Origin of the sequence: Sphingomonas sp. G-3-2-10 (assembly GCF_012927115.1) — a bacterium.
GTDB lineage: Bacteria > Pseudomonadota > Alphaproteobacteria > Sphingomonadales > Sphingomonadaceae > Sphingomonas.
On sequence record NZ_JABBFY010000001.1, the window covers coordinates 109,728 to 128,078 of the forward strand.

At 60.1% G+C, this 18,351-nt stretch carries 21 protein-coding genes; 5 read left to right on the plus strand and 16 right to left on the minus strand.

The window, feature by feature from the left end; translation table 11 throughout:
* Positions 1–7 precede the first annotated feature (7 nt).
* From HHL13_RS00610 to HHL13_RS00645, 8 genes are all read right to left on the minus strand, one after another.
* Positions 8–4,216 (minus strand): hypothetical protein, encoded by a 4,209-nt coding sequence (locus HHL13_RS00610; protein WP_169553854.1) that lies wholly within the window; start codon positions 4,214–4,216, stop codon positions 8–10.
* A gap of 30 nt (positions 4,217–4,246) precedes the next feature.
* Complete coding sequence (locus HHL13_RS00615) at positions 4,247–4,411, minus strand: hypothetical protein (protein ID WP_169553855.1); 165 nt, start codon at positions 4,409–4,411, stop codon at positions 4,247–4,249.
* Between the two features lie 161 nt (positions 4,412–4,572).
* Positions 4,573–5,028 (minus strand): hypothetical protein, encoded by a 456-nt coding sequence (locus HHL13_RS00620; protein WP_169553856.1) that lies wholly within the window; start codon positions 5,026–5,028, stop codon positions 4,573–4,575.
* Positions 5,029–5,136: 108 nt separating this feature from the next.
* Positions 5,137–6,051: a phage tail tube protein gene (locus HHL13_RS00625; RefSeq protein WP_240953584.1), complete on the minus strand. Its 915-nt coding sequence runs from the start codon at positions 6,049–6,051 to the stop codon at positions 5,137–5,139.
* 69 nt (positions 6,052–6,120) lie between these two features.
* A complete protein-coding gene (locus tag HHL13_RS00630) occupies positions 6,121–6,534 on the minus strand; it encodes a phage tail terminator-like protein (RefSeq protein ID WP_169553858.1) in 414 nt (137 codons plus the stop codon).
* Positions 6,534–6,851 carry an HK97 gp10 family phage protein gene (locus HHL13_RS00635; RefSeq protein WP_169553859.1) on the minus strand — a complete coding sequence of 106 codons (318 nt, stop codon included), beginning with the start codon at positions 6,849–6,851 and terminating at the stop codon, positions 6,534–6,536. The genes HHL13_RS00630 and HHL13_RS00635 overlap by 1 nt, the downstream gene beginning before the upstream one ends.
* Complete coding sequence (locus HHL13_RS00640) at positions 6,851–7,198, minus strand: hypothetical protein (RefSeq protein ID WP_169553860.1); 348 nt, start codon at positions 7,196–7,198, stop codon at positions 6,851–6,853. Before HHL13_RS00640 ends, HHL13_RS00635 begins: the two co-directional genes overlap by 1 nt.
* Entirely contained in the window at positions 7,195–7,590 is a 396-nt protein-coding gene (locus tag HHL13_RS00645) for a hypothetical protein (protein WP_169553861.1), read from the minus strand. The genes HHL13_RS00640 and HHL13_RS00645 overlap by 4 nt, the downstream gene beginning before the upstream one ends.
* Positions 7,591–7,646: 56 nt before the next feature.
* On the opposite strand from HHL13_RS00645, the gene HHL13_RS00650 reads away from it, so the two are divergent.
* On the plus strand, positions 7,647–7,886 hold the full coding sequence (locus HHL13_RS00650) for a hypothetical protein (RefSeq protein ID WP_169553862.1): 240 nt from the start codon (positions 7,647–7,649) through the stop codon (positions 7,884–7,886).
* A gap of 51 nt (positions 7,887–7,937) precedes the next feature.
* On the opposite strand, the gene HHL13_RS00655 is transcribed toward HHL13_RS00650, so the two are convergent.
* Together HHL13_RS00655 and HHL13_RS00660 are read right to left on the minus strand one after the other, a co-directional pair.
* Positions 7,938–8,897: a hypothetical protein gene (locus tag HHL13_RS00655; protein WP_169553863.1), complete on the minus strand. Its 960-nt coding sequence runs from the start codon at positions 8,895–8,897 to the stop codon at positions 7,938–7,940.
* 96 nt (positions 8,898–8,993) lie between these two features.
* Positions 8,994–9,626 (minus strand): hypothetical protein, encoded by a 633-nt coding sequence (locus tag HHL13_RS00660; RefSeq protein WP_169553864.1) that lies wholly within the window; start codon positions 9,624–9,626, stop codon positions 8,994–8,996.
* A 67-nt stretch (positions 9,627–9,693) separates the two neighbouring features.
* Here HHL13_RS00660 and HHL13_RS00665 point away from each other — a divergent pair, with 67 nt between their 5' ends.
* On the plus strand, positions 9,694–10,200 hold the full coding sequence (locus HHL13_RS00665; RefSeq protein ID WP_169553865.1) for a hypothetical protein: 507 nt from the start codon (positions 9,694–9,696) through the stop codon (positions 10,198–10,200).
* Positions 10,201–10,202: 2 nt separating this feature from the next.
* On the opposite strand, the gene HHL13_RS00670 is transcribed toward HHL13_RS00665, so the two are convergent.
* From HHL13_RS00670 to HHL13_RS00685, 4 genes are all read right to left on the minus strand, one after another.
* Positions 10,203–11,276 carry a minor capsid protein gene (locus HHL13_RS00670; RefSeq protein ID WP_169553866.1) on the minus strand — a complete coding sequence of 358 codons (1,074 nt, stop codon included), beginning with the start codon at positions 11,274–11,276 and terminating at the stop codon, positions 10,203–10,205.
* On the minus strand, positions 11,276–12,679 hold the full coding sequence (locus HHL13_RS00675; RefSeq protein ID WP_169553867.1) for a DUF4055 domain-containing protein: 1,404 nt from the start codon (positions 12,677–12,679) through the stop codon (positions 11,276–11,278). The genes HHL13_RS00670 and HHL13_RS00675 overlap by 1 nt, the downstream gene beginning before the upstream one ends.
* Before the next feature lie 75 nt (positions 12,680–12,754).
* On the minus strand, positions 12,755–13,189 hold the full coding sequence (locus HHL13_RS00680; RefSeq protein WP_169553868.1) for a hypothetical protein: 435 nt from the start codon (positions 13,187–13,189) through the stop codon (positions 12,755–12,757).
* The gene (locus HHL13_RS00685; RefSeq protein ID WP_169553869.1) at positions 13,189–14,568 is read right to left on the minus strand and encodes a phage terminase large subunit; all 1,380 of its coding nucleotides are present in this window, start codon (positions 14,566–14,568) and stop codon (positions 13,189–13,191) included. The genes HHL13_RS00680 and HHL13_RS00685 overlap by 1 nt, the downstream gene beginning before the upstream one ends.
* Before the next feature lie 214 nt (positions 14,569–14,782).
* On the opposite strand from HHL13_RS00685, the gene HHL13_RS00690 reads away from it, so the two are divergent.
* Together HHL13_RS00690 and HHL13_RS00695 are read left to right on the plus strand one after the other, a co-directional pair.
* A complete protein-coding gene (locus HHL13_RS00690) occupies positions 14,783–15,172 on the plus strand; it encodes a hypothetical protein (protein WP_169553870.1) in 390 nt (129 codons plus the stop codon).
* Positions 15,173–15,595: 423 nt separating this feature from the next.
* On the plus strand, positions 15,596–16,279 hold the full coding sequence (locus HHL13_RS00695; protein ID WP_169553871.1) for a hypothetical protein: 684 nt from the start codon (positions 15,596–15,598) through the stop codon (positions 16,277–16,279).
* A gap of 218 nt (positions 16,280–16,497) precedes the next feature.
* On the opposite strand, the gene HHL13_RS00700 is transcribed toward HHL13_RS00695, so the two are convergent.
* Positions 16,498–17,034 carry a recombinase family protein gene (locus tag HHL13_RS00700; RefSeq protein WP_169553872.1) on the minus strand — a complete coding sequence of 179 codons (537 nt, stop codon included), beginning with the start codon at positions 17,032–17,034 and terminating at the stop codon, positions 16,498–16,500.
* Between the two features lie 467 nt (positions 17,035–17,501).
* Here HHL13_RS00700 and HHL13_RS00705 point away from each other — a divergent pair, with 467 nt between their 5' ends.
* Entirely contained in the window at positions 17,502–17,825 is a 324-nt protein-coding gene (locus tag HHL13_RS00705) for a hypothetical protein (protein WP_169553873.1), read from the plus strand.
* Here the strand turns inward: HHL13_RS00705 and HHL13_RS00710 are convergent.
* Positions 17,822–18,337, minus strand: coding sequence for a hypothetical protein (locus tag HHL13_RS00710; protein ID WP_169553874.1), 516 nt, complete (start codon positions 18,335–18,337; stop codon positions 17,822–17,824). The genes HHL13_RS00705 and HHL13_RS00710 overlap by 4 nt on opposite strands.
* Between the last annotated feature and the right edge of the window lie 14 nt (positions 18,338–18,351).

Here is an 18,351-nt window from a genome sequence, read left to right on the forward strand (position 1 = left end):
CGCGCCGTTAGAGCGCGCTCATCTGACCGTTCCAGTAGCCGCTGCCGCGATAATCGACGGGCGTCTCGGCTGGTGTCTGGGCTGCGAGAATCTGGCGGAGCAAGTCATTGGTGATGCCCTGCTGGGCAGTCATCCGATCTGTTCCCGCTGTGATTGCCGCTGTCGTCGGATCGCTTGTGACCGAAGGGGTCGCAGTGGAGGCGTTTACAAGCGCTGAGACATTCGAAATTGCTCCAGCCGCCGTGTCGCGGATCATGCCAATGCCGGTCTGGTATTCGGTCGAGTTCACCGCGTAGATGCTGCCGAGGTTGGCGAGCATCTTGTCCGCCAAGGTCTTGAATGCGTCCTCGTTGATGGTCTTGCCTCCTGCAACTTCCGCGTTCAGGCCAGCCATCTGCTGCATTTGACTGGTTAGCTGCGACAGCGCGGTGAACCCGCCAGCATCGCCGTTCAGTTGATCCAGAATGTCTTGGAAGCCCTTAGTCTGGTCCTTCAACACCTGCTGCAATTTCATCGCGCGGTACTCGTCCAGCTTCGTCAGGTCGGACGTGGCAGCGCCCACCTTCAGCATCGTCTCACGCAACTGGTCGAGAGGATCGGTGACAGCCTTGATCGCTGATCCAACGGGATCGGTGATGGATGCCATGTCGCTGAGAACACCAGCCCAGCTTTGCGCGAAGCTGGTGGCAGCATCCGCGCCGAGGACTTTGAGAGCCTTTCCGACCACATCGGGCAAGCCGGTGATGATACCCTGTGAGATAGCCTGCTTGACCGCATAGGCGACCGCTTCGTCTCGGCCATCCGTGCCGAAGTCCACCAGGCCGGATTTGAAGTTCTTGGAGTGCAGTTCGCGACTGGTTTGCTGGCCGTCCAGAACGCGCCACTTCTCGTCCCATGTACCGATGGTGAGGTTTGGCGTGCCGGTCAGTTTGCCACCAAGGCCGCTGGCGATCTGGTTAAGCTGGTTCAGGACTGCACCGGCTGCGCCGCTTGCTGCCTGCGATAGCTGGGAATTGGAGCCGCGAACGCCGCCAACAGTCACATTGCCGTCCGCGCCCTGAGTGAACGAGGCGTTGGAGGATTTGGGCTTGTGGAAGATGGCTCCGAGGACGCCACCAATGACCGAAGCACCAAGCGCGATCAGCGGGTTGCCTGTCAGGCCGCCCAGCGCTCCACCGATCTTCGCGCCAGTGCCGCTGCCCTTGAGGCCAAGCGCTTCGCCGAGGTTGCCGATCTGCTCGCCGATCTGGAGGCCCGCGAATGCGCCACCGACTGCTTTGCCGATGCCTTTCACGAGCGGGCTGTCTGCGCTGCCGAACAAGCCGGTGATGCTGTCGGCCATGTTCTTTGAGTTCTTCGAGAAGTCGCCGACCGATCCGAAGACGCTGCCCAGCTGACCGACAATCTCGCCCAACTTGCCGCCGATGGCATCGCCCCACTGATTGAGGACATTGCCCAGCTTGCTCGCAAAACCGTCGGCTGCTTCGCCGACTGCCTCGCGGAATTCATCGCCTGCCTTCTTCACGCCAGCCGCAAATTCGGCCGGACTGAGCGCTCCCGCATCGCGAGCGGCAGTCATGTTCTTCATGCGCTGCTCGTACAGGGCAGAGGCGTTGGCCCGGCGGCCCTCGGCAGTCTCACCGTAAGCGCCCTTAGCGAACCCGATAGCGCTCTCTAGTTCGTCGTTCTGGCGCTTGAGGATGCCAAGGCGTTCGGCGTCCTTGCGGGCCTGAGCCTCCGCGATCTTGTAGCCCTCGCTCTGGAGGTCCACGCCGCGCGCAATCGCATCGTTGCGGAAGTCCAGCATGGAGCGCTCGACGCTCAACTGGTCCTCCGACATGCCCGCCAGGCGCTTGCGGTAGAGTTCTTCTTCGCCAGCGATCGTGCGCTGTGCCTGATTGTGTTTGTCGAGTGCGTCGGTGAGGAAGCGAGCCGTACGAGCCTGCTGGGTCAGGATGCCGACGCGCTCTCTCTCCTGTGCGTTGAGGTCGCGCCCGACGATCTTCTGTAGCTCTTGCTCCTTGCGGTAATCCTCGGCGGCCAGCGGAAGCAGCTTCGCCAACTCGACTTCGCCCTCAAGGGATTTCCAGAAGTCGGCTTCGGCTTTCGCCTTTCGCTCTGCATCATCGGCAGCTTTGCTCGATCCGCGATTTCCGCTGTTCCCGCCACCACTGGCTGGGCTGGGCCGTGTTGACGGTGACGTGCCGCTATCTAGACCACCACTGCTGCTGCCGCTTGCGCGACGAATACCGCCCGCGCGACCTACAAGGCCCTTCGCCATGTTCTCGGCTTCATTGCCAAAGCCGCTGCTCCAAGCCTTGCCCATTTCGCCACCAAGGGCGTTCCAAGGGCTCGCTACTGCTGCTGGCTTGGGTGGCGCGACCGCCCGCATTTTGACTTCGTCGACGTGGTCATAACCTGCGCCCAGCTTGTTCGCGCCATCGATGGCCCAATTGATTAGGCCGATGGCGCGGTTCACCCACTTCACGATGAAGCTGAGGATCGAGCCGAGGACATTGCCGATGCTGGTAGCGATGGCGCTGCCGACCGAGACGATGCCGTTGTAGATGCTCATTACCGTTTGGCCGATGCCGACAACGACATTCTTTGCGCCGGTTAGGATGCCTTGAAGCGTCGGCCCGAGTGCTGCCCAGATCGTGGCGGGCAACTGGTTGAACAGGACGACAAGGACATTGAAGCCACCCCTGAAAATGCCGATCACGCTGTCGATGATGCGAGCAGCGCCGATGACGATACCTGAGGGGCTAAAATCCAATCCTTTGAAGTAGTCCCCGAACCACGCTTTGAAGCTGTTCCAGAGGCCCTTGATGTAGTCGATAGGACCGGCAAACGTCTGGCCAAGCCAGTCACCGACGCCAGAAAACGCGCCAGTGACCTCCGTGCCGATGCCAGAGAGCCAATTGCTCAGCGCGGCTTTCGCGCTGTCCACGCCTTCGCCGACCATCTGCCAAGCAGCGGAGCCAATGTCGCCCCATGTCACGGCATCTGCTGCGGCTTGCTGGTTCAGGCCGAGGTACGCAGCGACTGATGAGGTCGCGCTGTCCACCCAACCACCGATGGCACCAAAGACCGAACCGACCGTGTTGCCAATCCAGCCGATTGCCTGAGCGATGAGATTGAGCGCGCCGGTGAGCACGTCCAAGCCCTTCTGCATGTTGCCCGCGCCGCCGTGGAAGGAAGCGAACATCTTGGCGAAGCCGTTGATGATCGAGCCCACGGCTTGGATGACCGCGCCAATGACGTTGCCGATGCTGCCGAGGAGTGGGGTGACTAATGAGATGCCAGCGGCAACCGTCTGGAGAATGCTCTTCGCGGCTGCGCCTAGCTGCCCACCGCCGATGGCCGCAAACATCTGGAACGATGCATCCTGCACGTTCGACATTGCCCCGGAGATGGTGTCCATCTGGCGGGCCATTGCGCCGGCGAATTTCGTGTTGCCGATGCTCTCCAGGTACGTCTGAATATCGCCCGCGTTCTTCTTCACGATGGTGGTCACGCCGTTGAACGTGAAGGCAACCGTGTCGGCGTTCTGCTTTGCCTTGATGCCGAACTCCTTGAGGCGTTCGAACTCCATCGTGGAAGCGTCGGCTACCGCTTCGATCATCTGGCTCAGGGGTTTGCCCATCGCAGCGGCGGTGTTGCCGAAGCTGGTAAGCGCGCCCTCTGTGGCGTTCAGGCCGAGGGTGCGGAGTTTGATGAAGCCTTCGACCGATTGGCTCAGATCGAATGGCGTTCGGGAGGCGAAGCCGACGAGCGCGGCGTAGCTGTCCTGTGCCTTCTTCAAGTCACCGGTGACGGTGAATAGGTTGGCTTTCCAGACCTCGACCTTGGATGCTGCTTCGATGGATTTGACGGCAATCGCGCCGACCGCGACCGCCACGGCTGCAATCGCGCCGCCCATGAGGCCGATGCGTCCAAGCCCAGCGGCTAGTTCGCCAACGGCTGGGACAGCGCTTGCTGCCTTGCCCCTGATACCGTCGAGGACGCCGCCCAGCTTGCCACCGCTGGTAGCGCCGCCCGCCATAGAGCGGCCCAGGTTCTCTAGGGAGGAGGAGAGATTGTCGTTTGCTCCCTTGAGGGAGTGTCCACTCCGAATGATGGATTGGTACGCGGCGATGGCGCGCTTAGCGCCCATCTCGGATGGAGATGGGTCGATGACGATTTGAATTGCTGCTGATGGGTCGGGGCCTGCCATCCCATATTTAGTGGGAGGCAGGCCCTTGGCTTATTTGGCCTTGGAACGGCGTTCCGCATCCTTTGCCGCCTTTGCGACAACGTGGTTGTCCAAGCGGCGCATGACCTCAACGAAGTCTTCGGTTTCAGCGGCGGTCAGGTTGTCGCGCTGTGCTTCAAGCCTGATTGCTGGGACGGGGATCGGGCTGATGCCCATTCCGACCGGGCGAACCGTCGATAGCTCGCTGAAGACGTGCCAATGGTACGGCCATTCGAGTTTTGGGGCTGCTTCTACGAGGGCGATTGCGGCTTCCCTGCCAATCGCTGCTTGTTGTTCAAGCAGCGGGCCATCGCCGGTTTTCCAGTCGTAGAAGCTAATCAGTTTCCCGAGACTTCGTCCGTATCGATGCGCTGGAAATTCAGGACATCCTGACATTCAACGAGCAGGCGATCCACGACGTACTTGGTGCTCTCAAGCGCGAAGTAGGCAGCGGCGTTCGCCTTGGTGAAGGGCACTTCCTTGCCACCTGCGGTGACGCCCCTCCAGTCGAGCAGGATGCATTCTAGGAACACCTCCAAAGCGATCTTGCGATAGAGGGTATTGCGCTGCTCCTCCTTACCCGCGTCATCGCCAGCGAGCAGGCGCAGTTCGCGCGCGTACTTCGTCCTCTGGCGTTCTTGGGCGAGTTTGATCGTGCGGCTTTCGTTGTTCAGCATCGCGCACTTGAAGTCGCCCCAATGGCGACGGTTCTCACCATGAACGTCGAACCAACGGCCTTCCTCGGCAGAGGTGGTGTCGAAGCGTTCTGGAATATCGAATTGAATAGCGGCCATTTTTGGCTCTCCCTGTTGTTGTTACAGGATATTTAGCCGTCACAGGAATGGCGCTGGCCGGAGCCAGCGCCACCCACACCAAGCAGAACAACAAAGGGAGAGAGCCCCTTACAGCTTGGTGATAACGAAGTTGGTGCCCTGAGTGGCGTCGTAGCCGCCCTTGAACACGATGTTGGTGAAGGCGCTGCCGTCACTCTGCTCGATAGTCGGAACGTCACCGTAAGCGGCTGGCAAGCTGAACGACATTCCAGTGCCAACGCCACCAACCGCAAGGCTGACGGCCTGAGCCGACCCGGTGATCGCCGACAGCGCACCATTGCGGTAAGCCTTGATTGTCAGGGTCACTTCCGTGGTGCCGTTCACGCCGAAGGCGAGGCCAGCGTTCGATCCGATGACCGGGCGACGGGTACGATCCACCTTCCAGTCCAGAGTAAACTCAGCAACGTCGAGCGTGACAGCGCCAACCGTGATCGACGGTGCATCAGCAGCCGTGAACTCGTTATAGGTTGCAGTTGTCGCGACGAGCGGGTTGTTGGTGGTGAGGTTAGCGAAGTCAGCACCGATGACTTGGAAGCTCGCCATCACGCCTTCGTTGCCCTTCGCGGACAGCGAGAAGCCGGTGGCCATGAGCCCCTTGAAGTTCATGATGTCTTGGCTGCCTGCCGCTGATGTGCCGTCCAGAACTGACAGAACCGAGAAGCTGCTATCCGTGATGCCAGCTTTCAGGGTGTTGGTAGCGAAAGTGCCAGAGAGTGCGCTCTGTAGCAGCACGTCCATGAACGGTGCTTTCTGGAAGCGCATTTCGAGCGAGCCATCGACCATCTTCATGCCCTGCTTGGAGCCGTTGTTCGAACGGTTCGGCATGCGGGTTGGACTGGCGATCTGCGTTGCGCTGGCCGTCAGTAGAGGTGCGTCGGGAGCGAGGGGAAGAAGGTGTCGAGTGACGGTCGCTGTGGGCGTCACTCCAAAGGTAGTCTCTGCGATCAGAGAGTGCTGAATGTCACTGGATGAAACTAATGCCATGCGTGTGCGGGCTCCTATATTTACCGAGCCGCAAAACAGGCTCCCGCATATTTATTCGTGGGGGTGGGGTCAGGCGGTTCGCCTGCTTTCCCAGAAGATCGTGCAGTTCAGCCGAGCGGCCTCACCCGAGCGCGGAGCAGGCGTTGCATTGCCGATTTTGTAGACCCGAAGTCGCGTGTCGGCGCTGCGCCAGCTACGGAATAGAGCCTCGAACCGCGCGAGAATGTCGTAGCCGATCGAGATCCCCTTACCCGCCGGAATGAACACCTGGAGGGTGGCTGTGCCTAGCTGCTCATAGAGCGGGGAAGGTCCGGTGGTCGCTGCTTGGCTGAACCCCGGCGAGATTGTCCATCGGCACCAAGGCTGGGTCTCGTCCACAACTTGTGCTGGCTGGTTCTCAACGAGGATCGGTAAGTCGGTATTGTCGGGATCGAAGGCGCTGAAAAGGCGCTCGTCCAATGCGGCGCGGTCGTCGGAAAGCATCACTTCCCTCCGAGCCGGGTGGCTGCTTCAATGGCGTTGTCGATCCAGCCGTCAGGCGCTTGCTTGGAATGGCCGTGGACGAGGTACGGGCCGTATGCGGTGGTATTCTCGACCTTACCGTTCTCGAACGGCTTCTGCGGGGTTTCGACAGTCCAAGCGCCACGGAACGTGCCGGTATCGACCGGCGAGCCTATGACGACATTGCGGTGAACATCGGTCGTGATCTTCTGCGCGACATGGACGACTTTCTCCTCGATCAGCTTGTTGAAGACGGCCTTCTTGGCGATCAGGTCCGAGAGGTTGATGCGGACGGTCATCACGACACCTCCGCGAGATAATAGATTGCCTGGCCTTGTGGGGCATGAACGGTCACGCTGCCGACCGTGTAAGTGAACTCGCCGAGGGTCAGCTTGTCACCCTGCGTCGGCTTCGCGGTCATGGTCGCGACCGTCTTGGTGGTCTGGCGGCCCTGTTCGTCCGTCACATCAACCGGCGTCACCACAGCCTGAACCGTCTGCGCGGCTGGGGTGGTAACTAGGGTGGCGCGGCCTGTGCGCTTGTCGAAACTGGCGATGGCTGGGCCGGTCGCACTCAGGGTCGCTGGGGCGCCAAACTCGGCGAGCAGTTCAACCGCGAGAGGTCCGAATTCTTCTAGGAGGTTCATCGCACCAACCTCCCGAACGTCACCGCGTTCGTGGTGGTGAGCATGAGGGGGGCGAGCAGGGACGTGACGAGCGGATAGGGATCGGCTGGGGCGTCACCGTATTCGGTGCTCTTCTTCATCCCGGCCAGCTCTTTCGCCTCCTTCGCCACCGGCGTTTCGGCGCGGATTGGGAAGGGCTGCTCGTTCGTCGCTAGGTCGCGCGCGATGATGTAGCGGGCGGTACCTAGGAGGGTGTCTTCTGCGCCCGTAGAGGGGTCACGCAGGGCATAGCGCATTCCGATGTAGTCGGACGCCCGAACGAGGGCAGCTTCCCGCACAGGGGAGGATAGAGCCGCCCAATCGGTGTAGCCGCGCGCGGCGTTGAAGGTGTTTGCATCGTCAATATCGGCCATCCGCTATTTAGCTGCACCTGCTTGCAGCTAGGTCGGGCGAGACCTACTTAACCGGGATGGCAGACGACCTCGACAATGGCTTCATGGATAAGCTGGGAAACATCGAACGCGCTTGGAAAGCGGCGGGCGATGACGTGTTCCAGCCCTACATCAACGCGCGAGAGATTCCGCCCCAGACGGTGATCGACGCATTCGCGGTGATCTACGGCACCAGCGACAATGGTTTGCTCCGCCAGATCGCTCGCGCGGCACAGGCGCAGGGTAGCGACTTCCTGAGCAATTACCTGCCAGCCTGACATGGAGAACCCCGACACATCGCTGCGCCGGGGCCGCTCTTTGGAAGCTGATTAAGCGTTGTTGAACTTGACGAAGCGGAAGCCAAACTGTGCGTCCGGTGCCACCTTGTCCCAGCTTGCCGCAGCTTCGAGGTACGACTTGACCTGTGCCTGGGTGGTTGGGATCGCGCCCTTGTAGTCCATGCCGATTGGAGCGAGGACGCGGCTGAAGCGCGAGTGCAGAATGTCAGCACCACCGCCATCAGCGGCATTAGCCCGACGCTCGACTTCGAAAGCCTGCTGCGCGGTGCCTTCGCCGTAACCGAGAGCGCCGAGGCGACCGATGGTCACTTCGTCGTTGGTTAGGGTGTTCGACTTGAGCAGGATGAAGTCCTGATAGGTGTCGAAGCGGGTTTCGGTCTTGGAAGCAGGAACGTAACCGTTCTTCTCCTGACCCTGTAGCTTGGCATAGCGACCGTGGCTGACGATCATGACCTTGAACAGCGAGGACCACTCTTCAGCAGTCGCAACCGCGTCGAAGATGACCTGCATGTCGAAGTCGGTGTTCACGACCTTTGTGATCGCGGTGTTCGCCGCCAGCTTCGTGCGAACGCCCTTCAGCGTGGAAGCCAGAAGGCTCTTGCTGACCGCGTTCTGATACCCGGCCAGACCTTCATATAGGTCGCCCTGACGACCGTATTGAGTGACGATCTGGGTAAGGTCGGTGGTGCCCCAAGCATAGTTGAGGTCCAAGCGCATTGCTCCGTAGCTTGCGCCTTCCATCTTGCCCACGCTGCCTTCGCTGTTGATGTTGTCGCTTGAGACGTTGAACACGTCAGCGTTCAGGGGCTTGCGGTAATCCAGAGTGACCTTGCGAGGGCCACCATTCGCCAGTGCAGTGACTTCCGCACTGGTAGCAGTCAGGCCGGACTGAACGAGTTCATTGCTGGCTTCGCGGATCGCGTTGACGCGAATTTCCATCTTTCGCTCTGAACCCGCAAGACCAACGATAGTGGTATTGTCGATTGCCATATTTGGTTATTCTCCAACTTGTTGAACGACGGCCCACAAGTCGGAGCCGGGCAGGCTATCGACCTGCCCGGTATTTAGTTCGCTCGATGGATTGCCTCAGACCTTGAGGTCTGGAGCGTGGATGCGGTCACAGAATGCGTTGCGGTCAGCGTCAGCCATTCCGTCGAGGATCGCCCATTCTGCTGGGGTTGATGGTCGCTTGATCAGTGGCGGTTGAGCCGTAGCGCTCGATCCGCCTGTTGCGCCCCCACCGCTGTTGTCGGCTGGGCGCACGAAATGAGCGCCGTCCTTGCCTCCGAGGTATTCAGCAACGTGATCGCTGATCGGTTTGCCGTCGATGGTCGCAACACCAGCCTCGTAGCTGACCTCTGCCTTCATCATCGCTGTTACGGCGCGGACCATTTCAGGGCGCACATTCCCGTCTGCGATTGCTCGGGCAATCTCATTATCGACGCGAACGGTGCGAAGGTCGCTGTCCAGTGCGTCGTACTTGGCCTGTAGCTTCTGGAGTTCTTTGGCGTGGGCGCTCTTGAGAGCGTCAATGTCGCCATTGCGTTCAGCCGCTTGCTGAGCAGCTTCGTCGGCAGCGTCCTGAGCAGCTTGTGCCTGCTGCTTGGCTTTCTGCTTTTCTGCGACGATTTCCCTGTTCTTCGCTTTCACCTTTTCCAGTTCAGCGCGAAGTTCTTCGATGCCACCTTCGTCGGTGGTCTGTTCTGTTGTATCGGACAATGTATCCTCCCGGCACAGCCGTTGTGGTTACTCCCACATGGGAGCCGGGTATTTATTGGAGGGGCGAGTGGGCTGCGCGCTGGGGCTGGAATGTGGAAGTCTAGCCGATTGGGTTTCTGGCACCGGCACTTGGCTAGCAGTCTGTGCTGCCCTCGCTGTGGCCTATCGGGATCATAGAAGCCGCCGAGCGGAGAAGGACGCGGAAGAGGTTCGCGAGGCCGAGACAGAGAACGCATTCCTTGTCGAAGCGCTTGCACTCTATCAGTCGATCAAGGGTTCAAGCGCAGACGTGCTGCAACAGTTCTCAGACAACGAGGGCGTGAGTTTTGACGGCTGGAAAGCAACTATGCGTCGGGCGCGAGAGACGGCGCTGCGCTACCAGCAAATGCCCAAAATCAACCTCCGCGCCTATCAGGCAATGGAGGAAATCATACACCTAAGCCGCCATGCGGAAACGATTGAGGACGACATGGGGGATGCGGAAGTCCTGATCCAGTCGATCCATGCGAACTGCATCCGCTCTTCGCAGGCCATCGTGGAAAGCCCGAACCCGAAGGCGGTCTTGAAGTGGTGACGCTAGTCGAGAATTCTGCCGTACCGGCTGCATAGCTGATCGAGGGTCAGGACGGTGCCATCGCCGGTGATGAAATCCTCCAGCTTGAGTTTGCCCGACCGGAACAACTCGGCGCGTGTCTTACCTAAGACTTCCTCCTGCGTGGCTGCGCCCTTGTCCTTCAACCATTGCGCGAAGGTCGTGTCCCCGGCGACCTGACCGTCCATGCTGGCGCGCTTGCTGGCTGGCAGTTCGTCGTGATCCAGACCGAGTTCGCGGAAGCTCTTGGTGACAGCAACGCTGAGCGAGCGGCACCGAATGTGGCGCGGCGGAATCGGGCCTTCGCCTATAGGGAAAGTCTGGCCGTTGAGACCCGCACAGGTGATCGTCGTGCGACCGTCGAGCGTGGCGAGATATTGCCATGCTTTGACGATGTGGTCGTTCGCCCGCCATGTGTGTTGAGCGGCGACATTCGAGACGTGATTGACGGAAGTGCGGACCAGCGATTGCGCGGAGCGTCGGCTGATTTGGAGGACGCCATCGCTAAATGCGCTGGCCTTCGATCCTCGGATACGGCGGACAATCGCGTCCGTGCCTTCACCCTGAACCATGCCCAAGCGCACCGCTTGGCCGATCCGGTCAATGCGGCCCTGGGCCATGCCCTCGGTCCATGCCGACAACAGGCGCCCCTCAAGCGGTGCTTCCTCGACAATGGCCCGTAGCAGGGCGGGAGCGGGCAGTTTCGTCCCGAGGTCCACGCCGATGCTCGCGACAAGGGCTTTGCGTTGGAAGTCGGCTTCACCCTTGGCAAACTCCGTCAACTCCGTAGCGAGCACGTCATGCAGCTGGGCGTAGATCGCGCCGTTGATTGCCCGGACCTCCTCGAGCAGCGCATTCAGGCGCTTGATCGATGCAGGGGAGAGGGTGAGGCCGCGTTCTTCGATCCCGGCTATCCCAGCGGCCAGCTTGTCGAGAATGTCCTTGTCCGCGCTGTTGAGCAGTCGGACGGCTTTGTCGCTAAGCCCCGCTCCATAGCGGAGCAGGGCGATGGCGTGTTTGATGGCCCGGTCACGCAGGGCTTCGTTGACCGTCGCCATTAGACTACGGCGCTCGGCCGATCCTGAGCCTCGGTCTTGGTGCGTTCGATTTCGTCAGTAGGTTCAACGGTGGTCGGAAGGATTTCACCGTCGCGCAGCGCATAGAGGTAGGTTTCGTGCGTGATCGCACCGGCCAGCCAATCGTTGCGAAGTTCAGCGTGGTCCTGCGACGACATTGCCTGCGGCATGAAGTCGAGGTTCAGGCTGTAGGCGAGGTCCGAATTGGCCGGGTCTGCCCATCGAGCGAATAGCTTGAGTGCTGCTTCGATCTTCCGGCTCACCGTGCGAGTGAAACCCGCCAGCGCAGCGTTCTCGGCTGCGCGTCGGATCATCTGGGTTTCGGCTGCTTCTGGCGCTGGCTTCTCAGGCGCTAGGATCGAATGGCCGATGGTGCTGAGTTCGTCTTTGATGTCCTTGAGGTTCGTATCGACAATCTCCGCGCCCTTGGGATCGAACTCGAACCAATCGACCTTGGCGTCCTTGTCCTTGATCTCCCAGACTGCTCCGGGGGAAATGTCCCAGCCGGGCTCGACTTCATTGCCGTTCGAATCCTTCGCGCGCTCGAAGCCGACAACCGTGACGATCGGGCTCGACGTGAGGTGCAGGATCGACGCCATCGTGCCTGACAGGCGGTAATGGGCGAGGTTCAAATCTACGCAGTGTTGGATTTGGCTAGGCTGCGGCGTCAGCTTATCGCTGGTGCTCACCAGCACGAACGGGATCTCGGTCAGGGCAGCGCCATTGATGCGCGGGATCGAGGAGCGGACGAGGGCAAAACCTGCGTCGGTGTTCTGGTGCAGGCGAACTTCGTATTGCCCAGCGTCGTTGAGCAGCAATTCGCGGACGGTATCTCCATCGTCTTCTAGCAGACGGACGCGCACCAGTTTGCGGGCGTTGTCCACGATGCCCGCGGTCACTTCCAACACGCATTCGCCAACGTACCCTGCAACGCGAGGACGGAAGCCCAAGCGGTCTGCATTGGCAGCGCTTAGGCCGGTGAACTCCAAAGCGTCGGGGTGATCGACCAGAACGCCGGTGTAGTTCGTGACCTGTGTTTCGCGGACGGTCCATTCGGAAAAGTCGTCCAGCGATTGGCCGTCTGGCGTGATGACGAGGCTGAGAAGCTGGACCCGCGCGCTTGTGCTGTTCAGCTGTGGGCGCTTGCGGAAAATGAGGCCCGACAAGCCCTGCACGATCTTGGTGACGGCTGGGTAGAAACGGGTGCGGTCCTTGTGAGCGCAGTATTCAGCCGCGCTGTCGTCGGTGCGGACTTTCGGAAGATACCGTTCGCCGGCTGCTTTGACGGCATCCTCGCCGTCCACAAATGCGCGGTTCTTGGCCCAGCGTGCATGCCAACGCGCAATCTCTGGGGTGGGCTGATTAATCGGTGTGTCTTGGGCCATGTCTCCTCGGTGCCAACGGCGCTTTAGGGTCGCGCCACAGGCGCACGCTGCCAGCGCACAGCACCGGCTTCGTACTTAGCTGGTCGAGGATTCGGCCTTGAGGGTCAGGATGGTGCCGCCCGAAAATACGTCGCGGTCGCAAGCGATCTGGACAGCCTCAGTCGGGCACTTGCCCGCGAGCATAGCGCCGAGGGCAAGGTGCGCGCCGGACCCGGCAGCGTATGGCACAGGCAAGCGTAGAGCGCGGCACTTCTGGTCGTAGACGACGACCTCGCGGGTGCCATCCGCGACGATAGCGGTGAACTCCTCATCGAGTTCTGGCGGATCGCCCTGACCGTCCCGCAGCCAATTGCGGAATGCTTCGCAGGACGTGAGTACGCCAGCGCAGCCAACCACCCGGCCATCTTCAAGCTGCTCGACCTTCCGATAGGCGGTGGCTTCAACGATGTGTTCAGCCGTAACGAGGCCATCCGCCGCCATCGTCACGCCGTCTGTTGCGATGGTCGTCATTAGCGGAGCCGATTGCCGCGACGGGCGAGGGTCATGCCCGGCTTCGGGCCGTCTCGGTCCAGGTGGGCCAATTCGATTAGGGCGTAGACAAGCGCATCGAGGCGGTCAGGCGAGCCTTTGAACGCGGGAGCGCCATACATACCCATCTGATCTTCCAAATCGGTCAGGGCGCGAGTGGGATGATGCACCTTGCCGCGCTCGTAGAGGGTGGCGACAGGCTCGGCGCGAAGCTCTTTGCCCCGGTATGCCCGAACATCGCTAATCGGGAGGTGCTGGTGCCCGTTCGCCCTGAGGTTGGCGCGCACTAGGTCGCCACCCTGATTGACCTCCGCGATGATCCTATCTGCCTGATACTCCACGAACAGAGAATCGACCTTCTTGGCCCACTGCGCGGGGTCGTAGCGACCGCTCGCATCAGCAAGAACATAGAACTCGCCACGAGAGCAGATGCCCGCGACCACGATGCCGGTGAGGTCGCTCTTGGCGTGATTGGTGACGGCTGGATCGACCGCGATGACGATGCGGCTCAGTTGGTCAGAGTCTATGTCGGCGCGGGCTTTGTCGATGTCGTCCTGCTTGAACAGGGCGTTCTCGTTTACGTCCGACCACTCACCAGCGACGAAGCGGCGGCGCTCCCTCACGCTCAGGTTGTTGAGCATGTCGAGGTAATCGGCGTCGATGTTGTCGCTGTTGCCCTCGGGATCGAGTTTGGCTTCGACCCACTGCCACGGCTTGTGCAGCGCGGAGTTGTCCTTCGGGTTCTTGTTGAGGACGAACGCCTTGTATTCCCAATCCGTCTTCAGGTTTGGATTGCAGTCGAAGAAGAACTTCGGTTTCAGCTTGATCGGTTCGCCCAGCTCGTCCGTCCGGTTGGTCGGAAGGGTCTGGTTCAATCGCGTCATCAGGAACGAGACGTGGTCGTAATCGACCTCCGTGCATTCGTTGATCCAGATGCTCGCGAACTCGTTGCCGAGGATTTTATCGCGTCGGCCATCGTCCAGACCGAGGAACAGGATGATCGCCCCGCCTTGATGCGGGTTCTTGGGATCGGGGCCATTGGGAAGCGTGATCGTAGCTTCGGCTTCGCTTACCAGACACCGGGACAAAAGGCCGGGGTAGGTGTCGTCCATCACCTGTCGGAAGGTCAGGTCGAACAACGTCTGCCGACATGACGCAGCGGTCTTGCGGAAGACGCCTGTCCTGCTTCCCGGCGCACTGATCGCGCGCATGAGCAGGATGTACGAAATCAGGTAACTCTTACCCGATCGCGCACCACCTCTGTAAAGAATGTAACGATTTGCGGAGTTGCTTGCCAGTAGAGCAGCTTTACGCTGTGAAGCGGTTAGCTTGATCTGGCTTTCTATTTTAATTGTAGCCATCCGATACTTAGCTGGCGCTAAATCATCGGATGACGGACGGCCCTCGCGGACTTAATCGCGCCTCCCCGTTGTTACTGAGGAGGTTCAAATGCGCTATTTGATTGCTAGTGCTGCTTTGCTTGTCGCTTCGCCGGTGTCGGCCCAGGACCGCTTAGACTTGGTGGAGGCGGTGCCCTGCCAGACACAAGTTGTGATGGATCGCCTATGCGTCGGGATGACGAAGGACGACGCGCAGCGCGCCTACATGGGCCGCAACGGCAAATCGCAGTTCAGCCGGTGGGAGAACGCGAACGAGGTTCAGGTCAGCTGGGGCAACACCGGCAGGACGATCAGCCGGATCGAGCGCTGGTACGATGTGGACGTGAATGTGCTGATCGCGCAGATGATCGCGAAGTATGGCGAGCCCACAAATCGTGCGATGGCCAGCGATACCGCACCGATGAGCCTACGCGGCCCGCGATACGGCACGGCTATTCAGGTGGAAGTCCTGACGTGGCGGGTAGGGCAGGTGGTGATCGAAGTCCGCAACCCGCATAACGATTACCGGACTTCTGGCTTCGCAACCTACACGATCATCGACGCGGCAAAGCCACTCGAAATCTAGGTTGGCGCACTAATCTACCGCCTTGGCTCAGGGTTGTTGACGGGTTGTTTCGAGGCCGTCACACTCGGAGTGAAACGTAGCTTTCGCACTGCCCACGGAGGACGAGCAGGGCTGGCAATAGGTTTGGTCTTGGCGAAGCAGCCCTGCTCGTCCTCCGTGGGCAGGTGCCTTTGCGCGAAGCAGTATTCGACCTGCTGTGGCGAGTGCGCTTCGCCTTTTTTGGGCTTCTTGCAACCATTCTGCCTGAAATCCTCAAATCATTGTGGACAACCGCGATATTGCGGTTGCTCGGTATCGACATTTAGGCGCATTGAAATAGCCTCATTGTCTGGGCTTACCATACGACAAAACTGATGTTTTGGAAACAAGATCAATGATTTGTGATTGATTTAGCCTGACGATTTCGTCGAAGGGGCGTGTTCTTTGTCGGTAGACTGGTCTGCACTTGGAGCGATGCTTTCTGGCATCGGTACGATCATCGGCGCGGGGACAGTCGTGTTCGCCGCCCTGATCGGTCGCGACACCTTTAAGCAATGGAAGAGGCAGAAGCAGGAGGAGCGGCGAATGGCCGCTGCCGAACAGGTGCTTGTGGTCGTTTATCAGATGAAGCGAGCCATAGAGGACGCGCGAAGGCCGCTCACTTCGATCCCGTACGACGGTGCCTTTGAGACATTTCACGGGAAAGCCCGGTTCGCCCGAAAGCGACCAATTGACCTTGTGCTACTCCTCGCCGCTTCGAATTCGGTGGTTTCATCGCTCAAGGCATCGCAGGCAGCATTCACAGAAGCTCAGTCTATGTTGCCGCTGGTCAAGGCGCTGTTTGGCGACGAAACAGAGGCGCTCTTGCGGGAGATTTCGAACCAGAATTCGGAGTTGACCCACGCGGCAAATCACTACTCGCGCTTGCTAGAGCAGCGGCAGAAACAATCGGAGGCTGAACTAAAGCAGGATTGGGAAACCCTGCTTAGGCTTCAGAATTCGATCTGGCGCGAAGACGGACCAATTCGAGCGCAAGTTGAAATTGCCGAGGACCGAACCAGCCTGTCAGGTGACGCGGATATTCAGCGCCTTGAGCGCCAACTTCTCCCGATCATTCGGAACGGCTGAAGCGTCAGGTTCTGGAAAACACCTCCGAAAAATCCGAGGAGTCAGGGTTTTGAAAATGACGGCAGAATGATCGCCACCCATCTGCCCCTACGCTGACCCGAGGGGTATATACCCTCCTTCATCCGTCACCCAAGGCGAAGCCCGCCAGTTGCGTGACGGGCTTGCCCTGCATGGCTGTCAACTAAAACTCTAGGAGTCTTTGTAGAAACTACCCCTACTTATGCCGCGAGGCGGTAGACGCTCGCCCTGCCGATCCCGAGGGCCTTCGCAACGGCACTTGGTTTCATCCCCTCACCGAGCAGTCGCCGTACCTCTGCTGGGTCGATAGTGGCTTTGCGTCCCTGATACCGGCCATCGGCTTTTGCCTTGGCGATGCCCTCTGCCTGTCGCTCTGCTCGCAACGCCGTCTCGAACTCCGCGACCGCGCCCAACATGCCGAGCATCAGCTTCCCACTGCTAGTGGTGGTGTCCACCCCCGCTTGCTCGATACACCTGAACCCCACGCCCTTGTTGCTGAGCGTTTGGATCAGGTTGTGCAGATCGACGGACGAACGGGCAAAGCGGTCGAGCCGCGTCACCACGAACACATCGCCCTCTCTGGCGAACTCGATGGCGGCGAGCAGCTGGGGGCGCTTGGCTGTGGTCCCGCTTACCTTCTCGCTGAACACCTTGTCCGCGCCGGCGGCATGTAGCTGCGCAAGCTGGGGGTCGAGGTGTTGTTCGGCGGTGCTGACGCGGGCGTATCCGACGAGCATGGGGTTGTCTCCTTTGGGTCTAAGCCCATGCCGTCTGTTGTCTCGGATGGGGGATTGCGACCTAAAGGAGACGCTGCGCTCGTCTCGGGCGGGCGTGCTGCTAGGGACTAGCCATCCAAGACGGCTGCGCTACGTCGGACATGCCTACAGTGGACCCGGCAAGGGGCCGGGGGGAGCCATTGGGGTGCCTGCTTGAGCGTCGGTCAACGGCGCTCAAGCAGGGTCATCCAGGCGAATGGGTGTTCAGCTATGCCGAGATCCCCGTTCGCCCCTACAAGAGCCCTTGCAGGGGAGATGCGGGCACGATGCTGAAGCGAGTGTTGGAGCATCTGGAATATGCGGTGCTGGGGACGATCATTGCGGCTGGATGGCTGCTGATGTTGTGGCCCGCTGTTCGATGGCTATTCGGCTAGACATGGGGCCGCCGAAGGGGCAGCCAAGCCGGGATACTATTGGGGAGTGGTAGAGTGGGGAACGAAGCACCCGAGGCTTGGCAAATCGATTGCCCGAAATGCGCAACACATGTCGATCAGAACTCAATCACCTGTGCCAACTGCGATTCCCGCGCTGTGCGGATGACGGTCACGTTTATCAATGCTGCCCACGTGCGGTTCAACTGCACAGTCTGTCAGGCTCCACAGCCCGGCATTTGCTGTCCCAACTGCGGTATCGGCCTCAACGCTATTCTCGATGCGAAGTACGAGAAGCGGCCCCACCCGGACCAGCGCACCTTTCTGATCCTCTTCGCGCTGCTGTTCGCGGGCTGGATAGCGTCTGTCATTTTTCTCTAGTAGCCGTCGCCCTCGATAGCATCGCTGGGCATCACAAAGAGCGGCTGGACTGAGTGCTCGATCTGCACCTTATCGCCAAAGCGTCGGCGATGCAGCTTGCCCAAGCGATAGCGCAGATGAGCAACGCGGGCTTCATCACGGCGGAAGTCGCCGGTGCTGCTTGGCCCACCCGCTAGAATGTCCTCCGCGATGTCGTCCAGAGTGCGCGCGTGATATTCGTATGCGAGGTCAAACTGCTCGACCAACGATGGGTCGTCCATCTGCCACTTCATCACCGTCGAATAACCCGGCATGTCTGGGCGCTGGCAGACGGCACGTAGGCTTTGCCCGCAAGCGATGCTGATGACGATTTCCTCAATCACCGCTTCCGTCCGCTTCGTCGGCTGTCCCGGTCGTGCGCGAGTACCCACAGCAAGCAGATTGGTCACTTCGGGCGCAATTAGCTGCTGGGCGTGGGCCATGCTGATTGCGGGAAGTGTGGGAAGTGGAGTTATCTTGGTATTCTCGTCCATGCGGGTATTTAAGC

Coding starts and splice junctions, on each gene's coding strand:
- HHL13_RS00610 (WP_169553854.1), bottom strand. CDS start 4,216: ATGGCAGGCCCCGACCCATCAGCAGCAATTCAAATCGTCATCGACCCA.
- HHL13_RS00635 (WP_169553859.1), bottom strand. CDS start 6,851: ATGACCGTCCGCATCAACCTCTCGGACCTGATCGCCAAGAAGGCCGTC.
- HHL13_RS00655 (WP_169553863.1), bottom strand. CDS start 8,897: ATGGCAATCGACAATACCACTATCGTTGGTCTTGCGGGTTCAGAGCGA.
- HHL13_RS00640 (WP_169553860.1), bottom strand. CDS start 7,198: ATGAACCTCCTAGAAGAATTCGGACCTCTCGCGGTTGAACTGCTCGCC.
- HHL13_RS00710 (WP_169553874.1), bottom strand. CDS start 18,337: ATGGACGAGAATACCAAGATAACTCCACTTCCCACACTTCCCGCAATC.
- HHL13_RS00630 (WP_169553858.1), bottom strand. CDS start 6,534: ATGCTTTCCGACGACCGCGCCGCATTGGACGAGCGCCTTTTCAGCGCC.
- HHL13_RS00700 (WP_169553872.1), bottom strand. CDS start 17,034: ATGCTCGTCGGATACGCCCGCGTCAGCACCGCCGAACAACACCTCGAC.
- HHL13_RS00625 (WP_240953584.1), bottom strand. CDS start 6,051: ATGGCATTAGTTTCATCCAGTGACATTCAGCACTCTCTGATCGCAGAG.
- HHL13_RS00615 (WP_169553855.1), bottom strand. CDS start 4,411: ATGGGCATCAGCCCGATCCCCGTCCCAGCAATCAGGCTTGAAGCACAG.
- HHL13_RS00690 (WP_169553870.1), top strand. CDS start 14,783: ATGACGAAGGACGACGCGCAGCGCGCCTACATGGGCCGCAACGGCAAA.
- HHL13_RS00650 (WP_169553862.1), top strand. CDS start 7,647: ATGGCAGACGACCTCGACAATGGCTTCATGGATAAGCTGGGAAACATC.
- HHL13_RS00675 (WP_169553867.1), bottom strand. CDS start 12,679: ATGGCCCAAGACACACCGATTAATCAGCCCACCCCAGAGATTGCGCGT.
- HHL13_RS00670 (WP_169553866.1), bottom strand. CDS start 11,276: ATGGCGACGGTCAACGAAGCCCTGCGTGACCGGGCCATCAAACACGCC.
- HHL13_RS00685 (WP_169553869.1), bottom strand. CDS start 14,568: ATGGCTACAATTAAAATAGAAAGCCAGATCAAGCTAACCGCTTCACAG.
- HHL13_RS00680 (WP_169553868.1), bottom strand. CDS start 13,189: ATGACGACCATCGCAACAGACGGCGTGACGATGGCGGCGGATGGCCTC.
- HHL13_RS00620 (WP_169553856.1), bottom strand. CDS start 5,028: ATGGCCGCTATTCAATTCGATATTCCAGAACGCTTCGACACCACCTCT.
- HHL13_RS00645 (WP_169553861.1), bottom strand. CDS start 7,590: ATGGCCGATATTGACGATGCAAACACCTTCAACGCCGCGCGCGGCTAC.